The 16,061-nt window shown below is 49.2% G+C and carries 17 protein-coding genes and 1 pseudogene; 7 read left to right on the top strand and 11 right to left on the bottom strand.

Annotation, left to right across the window (positions count from 1 at the left end; translation table 11 throughout):
* Window positions 1–46 precede the first annotated feature (46 nt).
* The 3 genes from J4F31_09285 to J4F31_09275 all read right to left on the bottom strand — a co-directional run bounded on the left by J4F31_09285 (window position 47) and on the right by J4F31_09275 (window position 2,586).
* Window positions 47–1,273, bottom strand: coding sequence for a DASH family cryptochrome (locus J4F31_09285; protein ID MCE2496749.1), 1,227 nt, complete (start codon window positions 1,271–1,273; stop codon window positions 47–49).
* A 1-nt stretch (window position 1,274) separates the two neighbouring features.
* On the bottom strand, window positions 1,275–1,436 hold the full coding sequence (locus J4F31_09280; protein ID MCE2496748.1) for a DUF2256 domain-containing protein: 162 nt from the start codon (window positions 1,434–1,436) through the stop codon (window positions 1,275–1,277).
* 100 nt (window positions 1,437–1,536) lie between these two features.
* The gene (locus tag J4F31_09275; protein MCE2496747.1) at window positions 1,537–2,586 is read right to left on the bottom strand and encodes an SRPBCC family protein; all 1,050 of its coding nucleotides are present in this window, start codon (window positions 2,584–2,586) and stop codon (window positions 1,537–1,539) included.
* A gap of 77 nt (window positions 2,587–2,663) precedes the next feature.
* On the opposite strand from J4F31_09275, the gene J4F31_09270 reads away from it, so the two are divergent.
* Entirely contained in the window at window positions 2,664–4,694 is a 2,031-nt protein-coding gene (locus J4F31_09270; protein ID MCE2496746.1) for a dihydrofolate reductase, read from the top strand.
* Window positions 4,695–4,843: 149 nt separating this feature from the next.
* Here J4F31_09270 and J4F31_09265 read toward each other — a convergent pair whose 3' ends face one another.
* The 6 genes and pseudogenes from J4F31_09265 to J4F31_09240 form a co-directional block, all read right to left on the bottom strand.
* On the bottom strand, window positions 4,844–5,374 hold the full coding sequence (locus J4F31_09265; GenBank protein ID MCE2496745.1) for a putative metal-dependent hydrolase: 531 nt from the start codon (window positions 5,372–5,374) through the stop codon (window positions 4,844–4,846).
* Window positions 5,375–5,411: 37 nt separating this feature from the next.
* Window positions 5,412–5,924, bottom strand: a complete 513-nt coding sequence (locus tag J4F31_09260; protein ID MCE2496744.1) for a DUF3124 domain-containing protein — start codon at window positions 5,922–5,924, stop codon at window positions 5,412–5,414.
* A 110-nt stretch (window positions 5,925–6,034) separates the two neighbouring features.
* Window positions 6,035–6,346, bottom strand: coding sequence for a potassium transporter KefB (locus J4F31_09255; GenBank protein ID MCE2496743.1), 312 nt, complete (start codon window positions 6,344–6,346; stop codon window positions 6,035–6,037).
* A 129-nt stretch (window positions 6,347–6,475) separates the two neighbouring features.
* Window positions 6,476–6,751, bottom strand: a complete 276-nt coding sequence (locus J4F31_09250; GenBank protein MCE2496742.1) for a DUF2452 domain-containing protein — start codon at window positions 6,749–6,751, stop codon at window positions 6,476–6,478.
* Between the two features lie 117 nt (window positions 6,752–6,868).
* Entirely contained in the window at window positions 6,869–8,338 is a 1,470-nt protein-coding gene (locus tag J4F31_09245; GenBank protein ID MCE2496741.1) for a deoxyribodipyrimidine photo-lyase, read from the bottom strand.
* Window positions 8,335–9,862, bottom strand: a pseudogene (locus J4F31_09240) (cryptochrome/photolyase family protein). The gene J4F31_09245 and the pseudogene J4F31_09240 overlap by 4 nt, the downstream one beginning before the upstream one ends.
* A gap of 25 nt (window positions 9,863–9,887) precedes the next feature.
* Here J4F31_09240 and J4F31_09235 point away from each other — a divergent pair.
* From J4F31_09235 to J4F31_09220, 4 genes are all read left to right on the top strand, one after another.
* Entirely contained in the window at window positions 9,888–10,526 is a 639-nt protein-coding gene (locus tag J4F31_09235; protein MCE2496740.1) for a DUF429 domain-containing protein, read from the top strand.
* Between the two features lie 29 nt (window positions 10,527–10,555).
* Window positions 10,556–10,867: a hypothetical protein gene (locus J4F31_09230; protein ID MCE2496739.1), complete on the top strand. Its 312-nt coding sequence runs from the start codon at window positions 10,556–10,558 to the stop codon at window positions 10,865–10,867.
* Window positions 10,868–11,302 carry a glycosyltransferase family 39 protein gene (locus J4F31_09225; GenBank protein ID MCE2496738.1) on the top strand — a complete coding sequence of 145 codons (435 nt, stop codon included), beginning with the start codon at window positions 10,868–10,870 and terminating at the stop codon, window positions 11,300–11,302.
* A 309-nt stretch (window positions 11,303–11,611) separates the two neighbouring features.
* A complete protein-coding gene (locus J4F31_09220) occupies window positions 11,612–12,250 on the top strand; it encodes a hypothetical protein (GenBank protein ID MCE2496737.1) in 639 nt (212 codons plus the stop codon).
* A 4-nt stretch (window positions 12,251–12,254) separates the two neighbouring features.
* On the opposite strand, the gene J4F31_09215 is transcribed toward J4F31_09220, so the two are convergent.
* A complete protein-coding gene (locus tag J4F31_09215) occupies window positions 12,255–12,644 on the bottom strand; it encodes a hypothetical protein (GenBank protein MCE2496736.1) in 390 nt (129 codons plus the stop codon).
* Window positions 12,641–13,099 carry an SRPBCC family protein gene (locus tag J4F31_09210; protein MCE2496735.1) on the bottom strand — a complete coding sequence of 153 codons (459 nt, stop codon included), beginning with the start codon at window positions 13,097–13,099 and terminating at the stop codon, window positions 12,641–12,643. Before J4F31_09210 ends, J4F31_09215 begins: the two co-directional genes overlap by 4 nt.
* 59 nt (window positions 13,100–13,158) lie before the next feature.
* On the opposite strand from J4F31_09210, the gene J4F31_09205 reads away from it, so the two are divergent.
* Window positions 13,159–14,868 carry a hypothetical protein gene (locus J4F31_09205; GenBank protein MCE2496734.1) on the top strand — a complete coding sequence of 570 codons (1,710 nt, stop codon included), beginning with the start codon at window positions 13,159–13,161 and terminating at the stop codon, window positions 14,866–14,868.
* Window positions 14,869–15,100: 232 nt separating this feature from the next.
* On the top strand, window positions 15,101–15,607 hold the full coding sequence (locus J4F31_09200) for a hypothetical protein (GenBank protein MCE2496733.1): 507 nt from the start codon (window positions 15,101–15,103) through the stop codon (window positions 15,605–15,607).
* Window positions 15,608–16,061: the final 454 nt, after the last annotated feature.

Below are 16,061 nucleotides of genomic sequence, written 5' to 3'. Positions count from 1 at the left end.
CCGTATACGAGACCCGCACGTACGGTGGTGTGAGAGGCGCACCCCGTCACGTCTTAGTGGCGGGGCCGTCTACTCGATTGAAATAGCGTTTTCCGCGGGAATCCGCTCCGTTGCCCGCCAGATACGTCCAATTGCCGTAGTTGCTCGTTACGTCGTAATCGATCAACCTGCTTTCAAACCATTCGGCCCCTGCTAGCCAATCCACACCAAGGTCATTGATCAAATAACTGGCTACATTTTGTAGACCGCGATTACTCATGAACCCCGTTGCGGCCAATTCCTTCATATTGGCATCCACAAAAGGCTCACCCGTTTCTCCGGTTGCCCAAGCTCTGAATTCACGCAAGTCCCAAGGTTTTTTTATTCGGCCTACGGCCGGATGCTTGAAAAAAGCGTCTCCGAGTTTAATGCTCTTGAAGTTGAAGAAATCGCGCCACAACAGCTCAAAGACCAGCCAGTAGGTGCTTTCGTTTTGTACCCTTTCGTTCTCGTATCGCTTCACCTCGTTGTAGATCCTTCGCGGCGATAAACTGCCATTAGCCAGCCAAGGAGAGAATTTGCTTGAATAATCCGCACCAATAAGGCCATTACGAGTTTCTTTGTACTGACGCAATTGGTCCCTCTTCCAAAAGTAGTCATCGAGGCGAGCCAACCCTTCGCTTTCTCCTCCTCTAAATTCCATCACCGCTCGTGATTCTTTTGGTGGGCGTTCCAAACCTAACTCATCTAGTGAAGGAATAGATCCCGGGTGCACTGTTTCCGGGAAAAACAATTCTGCAGGTATTTCGAATTCGGGTCGCACCGTCCAATGAGCCTCTTGTCGTTTCCGCCATGACGTGAATCCATTAGGCAAACGATCGATACCTTTAACTACATCTTCGGGATGAACGAGGGTTTTTCCACAAAACGATCTCATCTCGATCCCCAGGGCTCTGACCTCGTTTTCTGCAGTTCGTTCTTCTAAAGTGAACTCCTCCTGAAAGTAAATGACATCGATTGGGCTGACTTCGTGAATCGCCTCGGCGGCCGAGCATTTCCTGATTACGAGGTCTCTTCCGAGGATCTGCAGGTTGTACCGAAGTTGTTTAAGGCTCTCTAACAAGAACTCAGCTCTATGCGCACCCGTCTTTGAGAATCCGGCCGAAGTAGCCCCGAAGTGTCTCGGATCCATTGCGTATAGACCGATTTGTTCACGGGGATCTTTGGATGCTCGGTACAAGCCTTCGTGATCGTGAATACGCAGGTCGTTTCGGCACCAAATTAGTGCCCTCATTTTACTTGAAGCTATTGATGTATTCGGGATTGTCCTTATTTCTTCTGCATCGCTCGCTGCAATACTTTACTTCGTCCCATACCTTTTCCCATTTCTTCCGCCGCGAGAATGTCTGCCCGCATACGACACAGGTTTTTTCGGGAAGATGGGCTTTTCGATGCACGTAGAGTTAACCTGCGAGCTGCACTTCGGTTCAGCGTAAAAGAAAAATCCCGCCAGTGAAGGCGGGATTTCTGCGCTGTGAAACTTTTTTTGGTTCAGGTTTAGCTTTCGGTATTGTCGCCGGCGTCACCGATTGGCCAATAGATATCGGTGATCCATTTACTCGTATCGGGCTCCATTCCCGGATCGGTCATGTACACTTCCAATGGGCCACCAACCATTTCCCAGCCCATTTTAGCAATGTGCTCGAATGCAGCGTTGTATATAGCATCCATTTCATCGTACGATCCCATGTAAGTGCCTTTTAAACAACGTCCCCCAACGAGGGTGCCTTCCATTACAGGTGCACTTGGTGCTTTGTCTGTTTCAGCACTGATTAAAGTACGGAATGAGCACATGCTCGTTTCTTCGTCCCATTCGGTGTATTCGGCCATTGGAGGCGCACTCATGTTTTGGCTGTCTTCACCTAACCAGTTCATCAGGACTCCAAAACTTTCACCCATCTTTGTGCTGATCTCGCTCATGGGAACATTTTCCATCATGACGTAGTAGACCATCATTTCGTCGAGGGTGGTTTCTTCAAATCCGTAATCGGCCTCAGCGGCAGGTGCGCCCATGGCACTCGCAACCGAATCGATATTGGCCAAGCCACCTTCGAACTGCGGTCCGAGGGCACCGTCCATCATCATACCGACCCAAATACCGACCCAACGCTGGAAGAATGGAAACTCCATATCGGCCGACCAGAATACCTTGGTGCCTTCTTCGGTTTCGGTCAACTCCCAAGTTCCGTCAACACGGCCCTTTCCTTCGAATTCGATGCGGGTTTTCATTCCGGTACTTGGCGTCACTTCAACGATGGTCAGTTTGCCTTTCCCGAGATTTGGATTTTCACTTTCCCACGAGTACCATGCCCCTTCACCTGAGCCGGGATCGCTGTACTCGTAAGTAGCTTCTTGATCGATCTCGTACCACATTGACCAATTTTTCCAGTTGTTCACGTCGCTGATCTGAGCGAAGATCGCTTCGGGTGAGTCGTCCATGACCCGTTCTCGGCTCACTTGCACATTCTTGGGCAGAGCCGCATTCACGATAACGAATACTCCAAACAACACGAGGAGTACGATGAGAATAATTCTTAATGCTTTCATTTGAAATAGAGGTTTTGACTAGCGCAGCCCCAATTTACGAATTTGTAACTTAGATACCTCAATTTGTAATCACTACCATGAAAAAGCTTTTATACTTCGCCCTCGCGGGCGGATTTCTACTCTCCGCATGTGGAACAAATCCCGCCGATGAGGCGGAAAACAATTCTGCTGATACCACGGCAATGGACGATTTTCAGTGGCAAACCGAACAGTTCGCCGATATCAAGATCATTCGGTACCAAATTCCCGGTTGGGATCACTTGACGGCTAAGCAGCACGTTATGGTGTATTACCTCACGCAGGCCGGATTGGCAGGGCGCGATATGATCTGGGATCAAAACTACCGCTACAACCTCGATATTCGTCGCGCCTTGGAGCACATCGTGAGTAATTACGAGGGTGATCGCGAAGGTGAAGATTGGGAGAATTTTATGGTTTATACCAAGCGCGTGTGGTTTTCGAATGGAAGTCACCACCACTACAGCATGAGTAAGATCATGCCGGCCTTTTCGGAGGCTTACTTTCAGAGCCTGCTGAACGATACAGGGTATAATTTGGACGCTAAGATCGTTGTGGCCGTGTTCGATCCTGAAGTGGATAACAAGAAAGTGAATTTAGATCCAGATAAAGGATTGTTGGCCGGATCGGCAACGAATTTCTATGACCCCAACATCACGGAAGAAGAAGTTGATGCTTTCTATGCCGGCATGATGGCTAGTGCATCCAATAAAAAGGTGTCTTTCGGGTTGAACTCGAAGGTCGTAAAGAACGAATCGGGAAAACTCGAAGAAAAGATTTGGCGCGTTGGCGGTATGTACAGTGAGGCTATCGAGCAAGTAGTATACTGGCTCGAAAAGGCTGCAGGGGTTGCAGAGAATGAAGCACAGGCCGAAGCGCTTCGCTTGTTGGTGGAGTATTACAAGACCGGTGATCTAGAGACTTGGGACGAGTTCAATGTAGCCTGGGTAAGCGCTACCGATGGAGATATCGATTATATCCAAGGATTCGTAGAGGTTTACAACGATCCCAAGGGTTATAAGGGTAGCTACGAAAGCATCGTGGAGATCAAGGATTTCGATGCCTCGGAGCGTATGGCCGTATTGGCGGAAAACGTGCAGTTCTTCGAGGATAACTCTTCGATCATGGACGAGCATAAGAAAGCTAATGTGGTCGGGGTAAGCTATAAAGTAGTGAACGTTGCCGGAGAAAGCGGAGACGCATCACCAAGTACACCGATCGGTGTAAACTTACCGAATGCCAACTGGATCCGTGCAGATCACGGCTCCAAATCAGTAAGCTTAGGGAATATCGTAGCGGCTTATGAAGCGGCTTCCGGTAAAGGTTTCTTGGAGGAATTCGTTCACGACGATGCCGTTCGCGAGCGCATGAAAGAGCACGGGAAGCTAGCGGCCAAGATGCATACGGCCTTGCACGAAGTAATTGGCCACGCCTCGGGTAAACTCAACGAAGGAGTTGGTACGCCCAAGGAGACCCTCAAGAACTACGCAAGTACATTGGAAGAAGCGCGGGCCGACTTGGTCTCCTTATACTATATCACCGATTCTAAGTTGGTAGAGTTAGGCCTAGTGCCAAGTACCGATGTGGGTAAAGCCGAGTACGACAGCTACATGATGAATGGGCTAATAACGCAATTACGTCGTTTGGAACCGGGAGAGGTTCTCGAAGAAGCGCATATGCGTAACCGTCAAATCAATGCTTCTTGGGCTTACGAAAGAGGTAAGGCCGACAACGTGGTGAGTTTTGACGTGATCAACGGCAAAACCTACGTGGTGGTGAATGATTATGAAAAGCTGCGCGTCATATTCGGAGAATTGCTTCGCGAGATACAGCGAATCAAATCAGAAGGTGACTACGAAGCCGGTAAAGCATTAGTTGAAAACTACGGAGTGCAGGTCGACACGGAACTGCATGCTGAAGTACTCGAGCGTGCTGAAGCACTCAATACGGCACCCTATGGTGGATTCATCAACCCCGAGATTCGACCCGTTATGGACGGCGATAGCATCGTCGATGCCGAAGTGCATTATCCGGCCGATTTCACCGAGCAAATGTTGATGTACGCCGAGCGCTATAGCTTCTTGAAATAAGCGTTAGGTCTAGGGCCTAGCAACGATTATACACTGAATCTACTGAAGAGGGCAGCCTGAGGGCTGCTCTTTTTTTGTTGTGGGCAGTGGGCAGTGGGCCATTCACATTGGTTGGTGTGCAGGCAATTAGAACTTAGCTAATGCTAATGCTAGTGCCCGTGCTTCCTTTCAAGTGCTTGATCAATATGGGCAAGGTGGTGACGACAATGCCAAACATACTGGGCTAATGCTTCGATCAACTCGTACTCTTCATGGTGCTCTGGGTGCAAATAAGTGCGCAACCACTGTTCTTTGGACATGCTCAACAAGAGTTTACGCCATCGGTGATGGACACCTTTCAGAAGATTCAATGAGGGCTCCAAATTGGTACTCATTGCATCCGGAAGCTCGGCCCAACGCTCTTCGTAATAGGGCCTGATCTTTGGACGTTCCTCAGTTAGGGCCAATCGAAACCGAGCGTAGGCATTCAAGTGACTATCCGCGCAGTGGTGCACTACTTGAGCGATGTTCCATCCATCGGATCTATAGGCCAAGGCCAACTCCTCGTTACTTAAGGACTGTACTTTTTCGATCATCAGATTCGGGAACTGTCCGATTTCTTCGACATATCCGGCTCGGTGCGGTACTTCAATACGCTTAAACTCGGAGAGTGGACCAATGGGGAATCTGAGGTCTTTCATGCGGATGTAATTCTTGAGGGTTGATTGTCCTGAGGTTTTAGTCGATCCTAACTCCGCGCGACGAAAATGAAAGACCCTGTTGACCGGAAGTCGAGATCATAACCGCCTCTATCAAAGGCTCGCTGGAGTCGGGCGACATGACCCATTCGAATAAAAAATTACCCCCCGATCCTCCGGCCTTATCCGATTCATTGATCACGATTTCAAGGGTTTCCATGGGGCCGATAAAGATGCTTTGTTGCGTGTATGCGTGAATGAGCTTGCCGTGCGTATCGAAATAGTCGGCTTTGTAGAGGTATAGCGAATCGGTCGAGCTCGTATTGCGAATACTTACCGTTACTGTCAATTCGTGTGTGAGGTGCTCGGTCTGACTGTAAATATTGCTGTAGACCGGTAAATAGGTAACACCCGTAATGAGCAATGAGTCTTGTGGTACATCGATCACTCGTTCACTCCAGTTTACTTTGGGCTCCTTCTCTCGTTTTTGAGAGCTGCACGAAGAAAAGGAGGTTAGGAATATGGCGATGCTCAGCAATATTAAAATGCGCATGGTTGGTTCTTAGTTGAGTAATAAAGGTCGTAATGTTTCTTGATTTCCCAATTGATATTCTCGGTACGTTCAGGGTCAATTAAAGTTGGATTATTTTCTCGCTCATAGGTTTAATTCCAAAGCGTTCCATCGAGCCCAAGTACAACACCGAGCCACAATCCTATGGCGAATCCGACCGTACTGATGAGGACTACCAATGCTTTGACCCACTTTCTTTTGGGTTCAAACAGATTCTTTAGCAGAAAGGAAAGTGTAGCCAATGCTGTAGCCAGCGGTGTAACGATCAGTGGGCGTACCTTCCAGTTTTCGCCCCATTCCGGATTCGGATCCGTCACGGTAAATACAAATAGCGAAATGATACCGAATCCGATCAACGCCCCAATTAGGGCTCTTTTAAAAATGAATACTGCTGATATTTTCATGATTGTGGGGTGTTAAAAAGCCATAGGTCGTAAGCCAAAGGCCATAGGCCGTTGGCAATTAGCTTCTGACAAACAGAAAATTAGGAATTATAAATCAGGAATTCAGAATTTCCCACGTATGATCCGCCATCAAACGGGCCGATGCGACGAATTCGGGATAGCTTTTAGATCGTCCCCACTCTTTGGGCCAACAAGTGATAGCACACTCTCATTATCGTTTTTCCGATAGAGGTGATACAAGTGGCTGATTTCCGGATTAAAATTGATCTCCGCCTCGTAGATCATTTCCGAGACCTCCTTCCGGTCTTCAATGGCTTTGGCTTGTTTCGCCAGTAGCTCGATCTGATCCTTGATCTGATTCAGTTGCTGATCGGTCTGCTCGTACATGGCACTTAGGGCCTTCACGCGGACCTTGTTTCTTATCGACCTTTTCGATCTTCGCACTACCCACATGATGCGCATACTCAAGCGTGCTCGGGTTTTCAGCTACCTTGTCTTTATCGATCGGATTTTCGTTCTGGCTCATTTCAAGATCTCTTGCGTTCTGCGCCGAATCGTTCGGTTCGGCGTGGTATGCACAGCTAAGATACGGCGACTTTCTCTCTTCACTTCGGGCCATTTTCTGGCGTCCCAAAGTAGTTTTCTGGCCCTGCGGGCCGATGCTTCCCGGTCGACTACCGGCTCGGGATAACCCCCGGGCAATTCAACGCCGTACAGCCCTTGCTCCTTGGCGGTCATTTTCCACGGTTCGTGTACGAATTCATTGGGCAAAGTGGCTAATTCGGGAACCCATTTCCGAATGAAGATCCCATTGGGGTCGTGATCCTGCCCTTGTTTAAACGGATTGTACATCCTGACCGTGTTGATTCCCGTTACCCCGGCTTGCATCTGAATCTGCGGAAAGTGAATTCCCGGTTCAAAATCCAGGAATACATTGGCCAAGTGTTGCGCTCCGGCCTGCCACGGCTGCCAAAGATGATGAGTCAAAAAGCTCACCAACATGGCTCTCATTCTGAAGTTCAAGTAACCCGTCTGGTTCAGACTCCGCATGCAGGCATCGACCATCGGAATTCCTGTTTTTCCCTCGGACCAGGCCTTGATCAACCGTTTATCCACGGGCTTGTCCAGTGCATAGAACCCGCGATTCAAATCCTCGAATTCCATGTGACATTCACTTTCGAATTTTTGGATGAAATGACATTGCCGGTGTATTCGCGAAATGAAGGCGGTCAAATTCCTTTTGTTTCCTTGCTTCATCGCCGCCCGCGTGGCCTGATATACCTGTCGAATGCCCAAGGTGCCCCACGCCAAATGCGGACTTAACCGCGAACAGCTTTCACGAGCTTCGCGTGGTTTGCCAATGTGCTGTTGATAGTTCGTGGACCGCTCCAACAAGAAGGTCTTGAGCCGTTCATGCGCCGCCGCCTCACCAGGGGCTTGATACCTTTCGGGGTAATTCTCCCACGATAACCTTACTTCACCGGGTAATTCAAATCCAGTTGGGCGGTCTACTTGGCTCCACCTCCCCAAATCCCATTCCGGGTTTTTCTTCGGCACCAACATCAACGCTCTCCAATCGGCGCCCCGGTTTGCCCTATTCTTTCTCCCTCTCGTTACTCCTTGATGCCGATATTCGATCCACTCCGTGCCGCGCTGCTCGCACCATTTCTTTACGGCTTTGTCGCGCTCAAAGGTCCGGGCGAGTCCCACTTCCATATGAGCGTAAATTCGATCGGGTTTCAAGGACTCCGGTACATCGATCATTTCGCCGTAGAATAGCTCGGCCCTACCGCCTTTTTCTTCCACCCGCCTTTTGAACTCGAGCCAGCTGTGGTACATGAACTGCCAATGACGCAAACTCATTTCGGGGTGCGCAACGAATGAAGACTCTACGATCCAAGCGGCCATGCATTCATCACCACTAGCCAGCGCTTCGGTCAAGGGCTCGTGATCGCGGGTTCTAAAATCGCGTTTGATCCACACTAGATTCATAGCGACTCAATATTGTCCAAACACCATTGTCCTCGATCTACAATGGCCGCTCTTTTTTCGGCATCCATTCGGTCCAGGTTCCGGTAAGCCATCCCGATACGGGGGTTATTCCCGAGCTCATCGCGGTGTCTATCGTAAAAGTGCCAGTAGAGGCTATTGAACGGGCAGGCGTTTTCACCCGTCTTTTCCTTGTGATCGTAGTGGCATCCCGAACAGTAATTGCTCATTTTGTGGATGTAGTTGGCACTCGAGTTATAGGGCTTGGTAGCGATGAGTCCGCCATCAGCGAACTGACTCATTCCTCTGGTATTCGTGATCTCCACCCACTCGAACGCGTCGATATAGATTCCAAGGTACCACTGATCCGGTTCATCGGGATCCACACCCGCCAAGAGCGCGAAGTTCCCCGTAACCATCAATCGCTGAATGTGGTGGGCATACGGGCGTTCCAAACTTTGCTTTACGGCATGCCGCACACAGCTCATTCGCGTGTCGCAGGTCCAAAAGCAGGAGGGAAGGGCTCGATCGGCCCGCAGGGCATTCTCTTTTTTAAATTCCGGCATTTGCGCCCAATACACTCCGCGCATGAACTCGCGCCAGCCGATGATCTGCCGCACGAAACCCTCGATCTGATTCAGCTCGATATCATCGCGTTTGCGGTACTCATCGGTACAGCGTTTCAACACATCGAGCGGATGCAGCATTTTTGCGTTCATGGCAAAGCTCAACCGGCTGTGATAAGCACTCCATTCGTCGGTATGCATGGCATCCTGGTAGGTGCCAAACCGGTTCAAAAGGTGCTCGGCGATGTATTCCAATACTTTTTTGCGCCTCGCGGCGCGATGTGGCCCACCCGAGTTTTTTCGGGTTTACGGTGCCGATGGTCTTCACGCCTTCGCTTTCGAGTAATTCAACGATGTCGCTCACATCGGTGTCGAACTCAAGGGGTTCGGGAATATCGATGTCCCGAGGTAACTTTTTTCGGTTGCCGGTGTCGTAGTTCCATTTACCACCTTCAGGCTCATCGCCAGCCATGAGGAGTCCGTATTTTTTGCGCATTTGGCGATAAAAGGACTCCATCAAGTAGGTCTTTTTACCTTCGAAGAAATCCCTGAGATCATCTCGCTCCGTCAAAAAATGCTCGGTATCGCTAACAGAGGTCTCGATCTCGAGTGATTCGGCAAAACTCTTCAGTAGTTGATCGACCCGGTATTCATCGGGCAGTTGATATTGAAATCGTTGAGCACCGAATTCCTCGATGAGTTGATTGATGTTCGCTTCGAAACCTCGGTTGTTCTGGTCGTCGAGTTTTATGTATCGGACGTGATGACCGTCCGACTCAAGGGCCTTTGCGAACCTACGCATGGCGGTAAAAATTGCGCACACTTTCTGAATGTGATGAGGCGCGTAATCGGTTTCGGACCGCACTTCCATGAGCGTGTAAAGCACGTTGGGGTCCTTTGTTTTGAACCACGAGTGCTTCGCGTTCAGCTGATCCCCGAGTATGAGTCGAACCGTTTTCACACGCACAGAACAACGAATGAGGCGAATGAGTTTACAGTATATGAGAATTTGGGGAATCGATTACGGAAGCAAGCTGGCGGGAACGACCGTGGTTGCGACCTTGTCGCAGGATGCTTCGCCCGAGGCGAAGGTAGTTGCGGCAAAGCCGCAGGCAGCAACATTACATACCTCCCAAAGGAAAAAGGATGCGGATCGCATGATCCTCAAACTTGCCGAGCAAGAGCGGCCGGATCTGATCTTCATCGATGCGCCGTTGAGTTTGCCGGGAGCTTATTTCGGTACCGATGACGACTTTTTCTACCGACCCGTAGATCGAGAAGTAGGGGCTATGTCGCCTATGTTTCTGGGCGGACTCACGGCTAGGGCGATGCAGGTGAAGGTCAACCTTGAAAGATTGTTGCCCGAGATTCAGATCTATGAATCGTACCCAAAACTGCGGGCCAAGGATCTCGGATTCACCGATCGAGGGTATAAAAAAGAGGTAAAACATATTGAAGTGCTCTTTGCCGAATTGAAAGATTATCATCACGAACTAAAGTTCGTAACCCAAGTAGGTACTTGGCATCACCTCGATGCCTTGTTGGCCTTATCTTCAGCGCTTCGCTTTACGGCCGGGGAGCACGACGTTTATGGACCCGAGGGAGGAGCCTGCATCTACGTCTGAGAAAACCGATTTTGCCCTACCTTCGTGCCGTGAGGCACTTGTTCCCATATCGCTATCACCTTTCGGTCCTGCTTATCGTCCTGGCCTTCGCGGCCAATTTATTCGTGGACGTCATGGAGATCGATGCGGCCCAATACGCTGAGATCAGCAGAGAAATGGCCGAAATCGGCAACTGCCTGAAGGTATTTGAACGGGGCCGCGACTACCTCGATAAACCTCCTTTGTTGTTCCGGCTGTCGAGTACCAGCTTCAAGATCTTTGGGTTGCATAATTGGAGTTTCAAACTTCCGGCTTTACTGGTACTGTTCCTCGGTGTTTTCTCGACCTTCAAGCTGGCTTAGATGTGGTACGATCGCCGCATTGCTCGGATGGCGGCGTTGATCTTTGGGACGACGCAAGCCTACTTACTCATGACGAATGATGTGAGGACCGACGGAATACTCACGGGATTCACGGCGTACGCCCTTTGGCAACTCAGTGCCTTCTTGCAACACGGTCAATGGAAGCATTTGTTGGGGAGCGCATTGGGAGTTGCGTTGGCCATGATGGCCAAAGGTCCCGGCGGTATCGTTTTTCCGGGTTTGGCCATAGGAGGCCATTTATTACTCACCCGCGATTGGCGAAATCTGCTCAATTGGAAATGGCTCATTTTCCTCGTGCTGGTGTTGGCGCTGTTGCTCCCCATGTTATGGGGTTTGTATCAACAATTCGATCTGCATCCCGAGAAGCATGTTTACGGGTTGGACGGCCCAAGAGGGGTGGAGTTCTTTTTTTGAACTCAGAGCTTTGGTCAGGTCACCGGAGATATCTACTGGAAACATTCGAGCGGTCCGCTCTTTTTTGTCGGGTCCATAATCTGGGATTTTAGTCCCTGGATCCTTTTCTTTTTCCCCGCTTTGATATCCGGATGGATCAGAATCATAAAGCAAGGTTTTTGGGTTAAGGAAGGGCACGAAGCTCTGGCTATTTCGAGATTCACCTTGACCTTTGTTGCCTTGAGCACCAGCTAATTCAAGCTCCCCCATTACATATTTCCATTGTTTCCTCTGGCGGCAATACTGACAGCTCGATACATCCGGTTCTTGATGAATAAGCAGCAACCTTGGTTTCGCACATTGACGATTGTTCAGTTCGCCTTGATCCATGTTTTTATTGCCCTTGCCGTGATCAACGATCTTATCTTTTTCCCAACGAGCAACCCCCTTCATTGGGTCATTGACATCGGGTTGTTATTGGTAATCCGGATCGTCTTTTTAACGGTTCGCCAACTCGACAGGCTGCTGATTCCGACCGTTTTGGCCATGGCCTTGTTTGGACTTACGACTTCATTGCGATTCTATCCCGAATTGCTCGAATACCGGGCTACCAATAAGGTAGGTAAGTGGGCGGTAGCTCATGAAGTTCCCGATTCTAGTTTGTATTTCATGGGACTTTATGGACATGGAATGGACTTTTACGGCGAGCGCATAACGCCGAGTGCTAATGTGTACGAAGTTGCCGATCGCGCCGTAGGCGAATATCTTTTCGTAATGGAAAATGTACGTATGAAGCTCGATTCGATGTATGCGCCGTTTTACGAGGTAGAAGAGGAGTGGCCCGATTACCCAGTGACTCAAGTGAACTCCGGATTCTTGATTCCTGCCACGCGTGATGGGCATGTTAAAATGACCTACCTGCTCAGAATAACAGATTCGCCAACATCAGTAGAGCAACCATTGCCTTGATGGACTAGGCGATAGTGCGCCACCAATTCTTAGAGATCAATTGTTCTATCCATTTTTGTTGGTGGCCGGTGCCCAACAATCGATGGAGTTGGAGATGAACCCCGAAGGTAAATCCGTAGGCGATGGTGTACATGGCCGCGTTGATGAGGATCAAGTTCGACATGGAGTTCCAATAGTAAATAGAAACGCCAAAGGTGCCGAGCGTTTCGGCGACGAATAGTGGGGCGATGATCCAGAAACTGCGTTTGGTGTGCGACGCTTCATAGGCATTCCAGTCGTGAGGGTCGACGTTGCGCATTTGCGGATAAGATATGAGCTGCACGTACCAAATGATGCCGAGGAAGCAAAGACTGGCGAACAAATGCAGCAGGAGTGACAAAGGGCCTGCTATCATGAGTCGAAGATTTCTTTAATCTGTTGTTCCCGGTAGGAGAAGAGCCCGAGCAATTTAGGTTTTATTACCAAAGGATGAAAGAGTCGGCCTATAAATCCGGCCGGAAGCGCATAGTGTACGATGTCCGTAACGCGAGTGACGGTTTCGCTAAGTGGCTCAAAATGATGCTCGTGGTGCCAAATTTTATAGGGGCCGAGCCGCTGTTCGTCGATGAAGAATTTTTGGTTTTCGACATGGGTGATCTCGGTTGCCCAAGTCATTTTGACGCCAAAGAGCGGGGCTACCTTGTACGTGATAAAGAACCCCGGATACATTTTGGTATCCATACTTTTTGACCTCGGCTCAAATCCGATCGATGGCGGAGTAAGCTCTTTGAGGTTTTCCGGGTTAGAAAAAAAGTTCCACGCCTCTTCTAAAGAGGTTGGAACGTCGATTGAAGTTTCAAAACGATACATAGCATAAATACGACAAAAGAGATGAAAAAGTTTTCGGGGCGTTCTTTAACTTGCCCAACATGAAAAGGAACTTGCTGTATTTAATGATGGCTGTTGGCTTCTGGGCTTGGGGCCAGCCCGAGGATAGATTTGTGAACAACAGGACGTACGAGCATTCAGAGCTTATCGAGGAATATCGCGCGCTGGAGAAGGAATTCGCCCAGGCTAATCTCATTGAATACGGCAAAACCGATGTAGGCAGGGCGTTACATCTTTTCGTCATGAATAGGGATCGGGTTTTTGATCCTCTTCGTCTGGTTGATATGAACGTTTTGCTGATCATGAACGGCATTCATCCCGGCGAAAGTTGTGGGGTCGATGCATCCTTAAAATGGTGTTATGACCTTTTGGCCAATGATGCCTTACCCGAGAATGTGGTCATAGCGGTCATACCGATCTATAACATAGGCGGGGCATTGAACCGACGCCCTCATACGCGAGCAAACCAAAATGGGCCGGAGGGTCAGGGATTTCGGGGAAATGTACGCAACCTGGATCTCAACCGCGACTTCATTAAGGCAGACACGCGAAATACTGAGGCGGTTTATCAGATATTTCAGGATTGGGATCCGGATGTGTTTATCGACACCCATACGACGGATGGAGCCGATTATCCATATGACTTAACTCTGATCGCTACCCAGCCGGATGCTCTTGGATCCATCATGGGGCAATACATGCGACACGTTTTCGAGCCGGTGCTATTCGAGCTCATGGCCAAGCGCGGTGAAGAAATAACACCATACGTAAACGTATTTGGTGCAGACCCACTAGAAGGGTGGGAGCGCTTTTTTGAATCGCCCCGCTACAGCACTGGCTTTGCGGCACTTCACCATTGTTTCACCTTCGTTACAGAAGCGCACATGCTCAAGCCATACGAGGACCGCGTAGTAGCTACGTATACTTTCCTGGACGTCATGAAAGACTACATGGAGGTGCATCATCAGCAATTGCGTTCGCTTCGCAACTCTAGTAGAGCTGCTGCCCAAAAGGCGGATACGTGGCCGATCGCCTGGGAGCTCGACACGACCCAGCTTTCGAAGCTGCCTTTCAAAGGATACAAGGCTTCGAAGGTTCCCATGGAATCTGTACCGGGGGAGAAGATCGATTTCGACCAAGGTGAGATCGTTCAAACGGAAGTAGATTATTACGAATGGTACAAGCCATCGATCGAAGTTGAGGTTCCTGAATTCTATATAGTTCCCCAAGCCTGGGGCGAGATCGCAGAGCGCCTGATCATGAACGGCGTAGTGGTTGAGCCGCTGCCCCGAGATTCGGTGATGCAGGTTGAAGTGAGTTATATAACGGATTACAGCAATGCCGATGCTCCCTACGAAGGGCATTTCATGCACAATGGAGTGGTGAAGCTCGAGTCGGAGCTCCAAGAAGTACAACTTTTCAAAGGCGATCTCATCGTACGAACCGATCAGGCCGCAATGCGCTTCATCGTGGAAACGCTGGAGCCTCAAGCAACGGATAGCTATTTTCGCTGGGGATTCTTCGATAGTGCCCTACAGCAAAAAGAGTGGTACAGTGGCTATATTTTCGACACTACGGCCGTGCGGATGTTGAATGAGGATGCTGCCTTGCGGCACGATTTTGAAGCGGCGAAGGAGGCCGACCCCCGCCTTGAGAAAAGCGGCAGGTTTCAAATGTACTGGCTCTATCAGCGTAGTGAGCTGTACGAACGGAAAGGAAGGTATCCGGTTTTTAGAGTTCTTAGGTCTTAGTGTTGAATTCTTAGTTTCTATGGCCACAGGCCTTTAACCATGAACCGTGAACCATGAACTCTGGACTTCCTCATGGAAAGTTCGAATAACACTTAATGATTCAATGCTCAATCCCTCGGGTTAAAACCCGGGGCCCGGGAAATTATATCCATTTTTAGATCCCATAAACCATTAACTTTTATCCATAAACCACTCAGCCACCTTTGGTCTTTTTCCAAAAATTTCAGTTACATTGAGAATCAATATCGAAATAGCCCGAACCATGTTGAATTACAGACTAACAATCCTATTTCTCTTCGCCTTTTTCCTGATCGTTAATGTGGCCAATGCTCAGAATTTCATTGGATTGCAAGATGTTGAAATGGAGGAGCTTGAGGATTATGAAGCTCGGGAGGGACTGGTACTCGACTGCGCAGATTTCCTATTGGAGCAACCAGTCGACGAGTTTGAGCGCGATAGGGCTCGATGTGCGGCCTTTCTGATTCGTTGGATGGAAGGAACGGATATCAAGTTCGTGCTCGGTGATGATTTCGTAAAGCTGAGCGATGGGAGTGAGGAGTCGCTTCCGGTATACCTTGCTGCGTTGGTAAAAGCAGCGCTGTCAGATGAAAAAACGGCGGAGGATTCAGATCGAATTAACGAAGAGGCTCGAGAGCTTTTTCTCGACTACTGCGCTGATGAATCGCACAATCTAAAACCGAATCGATACACTCGAAAGCTCTTGAAGCAACGCGATTGATCGTTGTGGTCGCTTCGTGTGCGTGTTTTGGACTTCTCTGATTTGGAGGATCTCATTTTTCAACCTCCAAGCCTTTCATGACAAGGACTGAAGTTACAGTTCGTATCAAGTGATCCTTGAACGGTTTACGCTGAGTTGGAACAACAAGGCCGTATCCTATTAGGATTTTGAGTTGATCAAACAATGAACCATGAACGATGGACTGTGGGCCGTATTATTTGTCTCGCAAGTCTATTTCGGCTTTGCCGAAGTTAATTCGCTCTACGAGCGAGTAAATGGCCGCTGACTCCGCTAGGAATCTACTCGCGCGTAGCGCGAAGTCACATTGACGTTGTCAATATTAATTCATACTCCACCCCCGTAATACTCCCCATCCTTTAGACCACTTGCTAGGTTAAATTTAAAAGTACCTACATTAGGCCAAGTTATGAGTGGAAAACGCAGAAAATTCAGT

The organism is Flavobacteriales bacterium (assembly GCA_021296215.1).
Taxonomy (GTDB): domain Bacteria; phylum Bacteroidota; class Bacteroidia; order Flavobacteriales; family ECT2AJA-044; genus ECT2AJA-044.
This window is presented reverse-complemented; position numbering and strand designations above follow the sequence as displayed.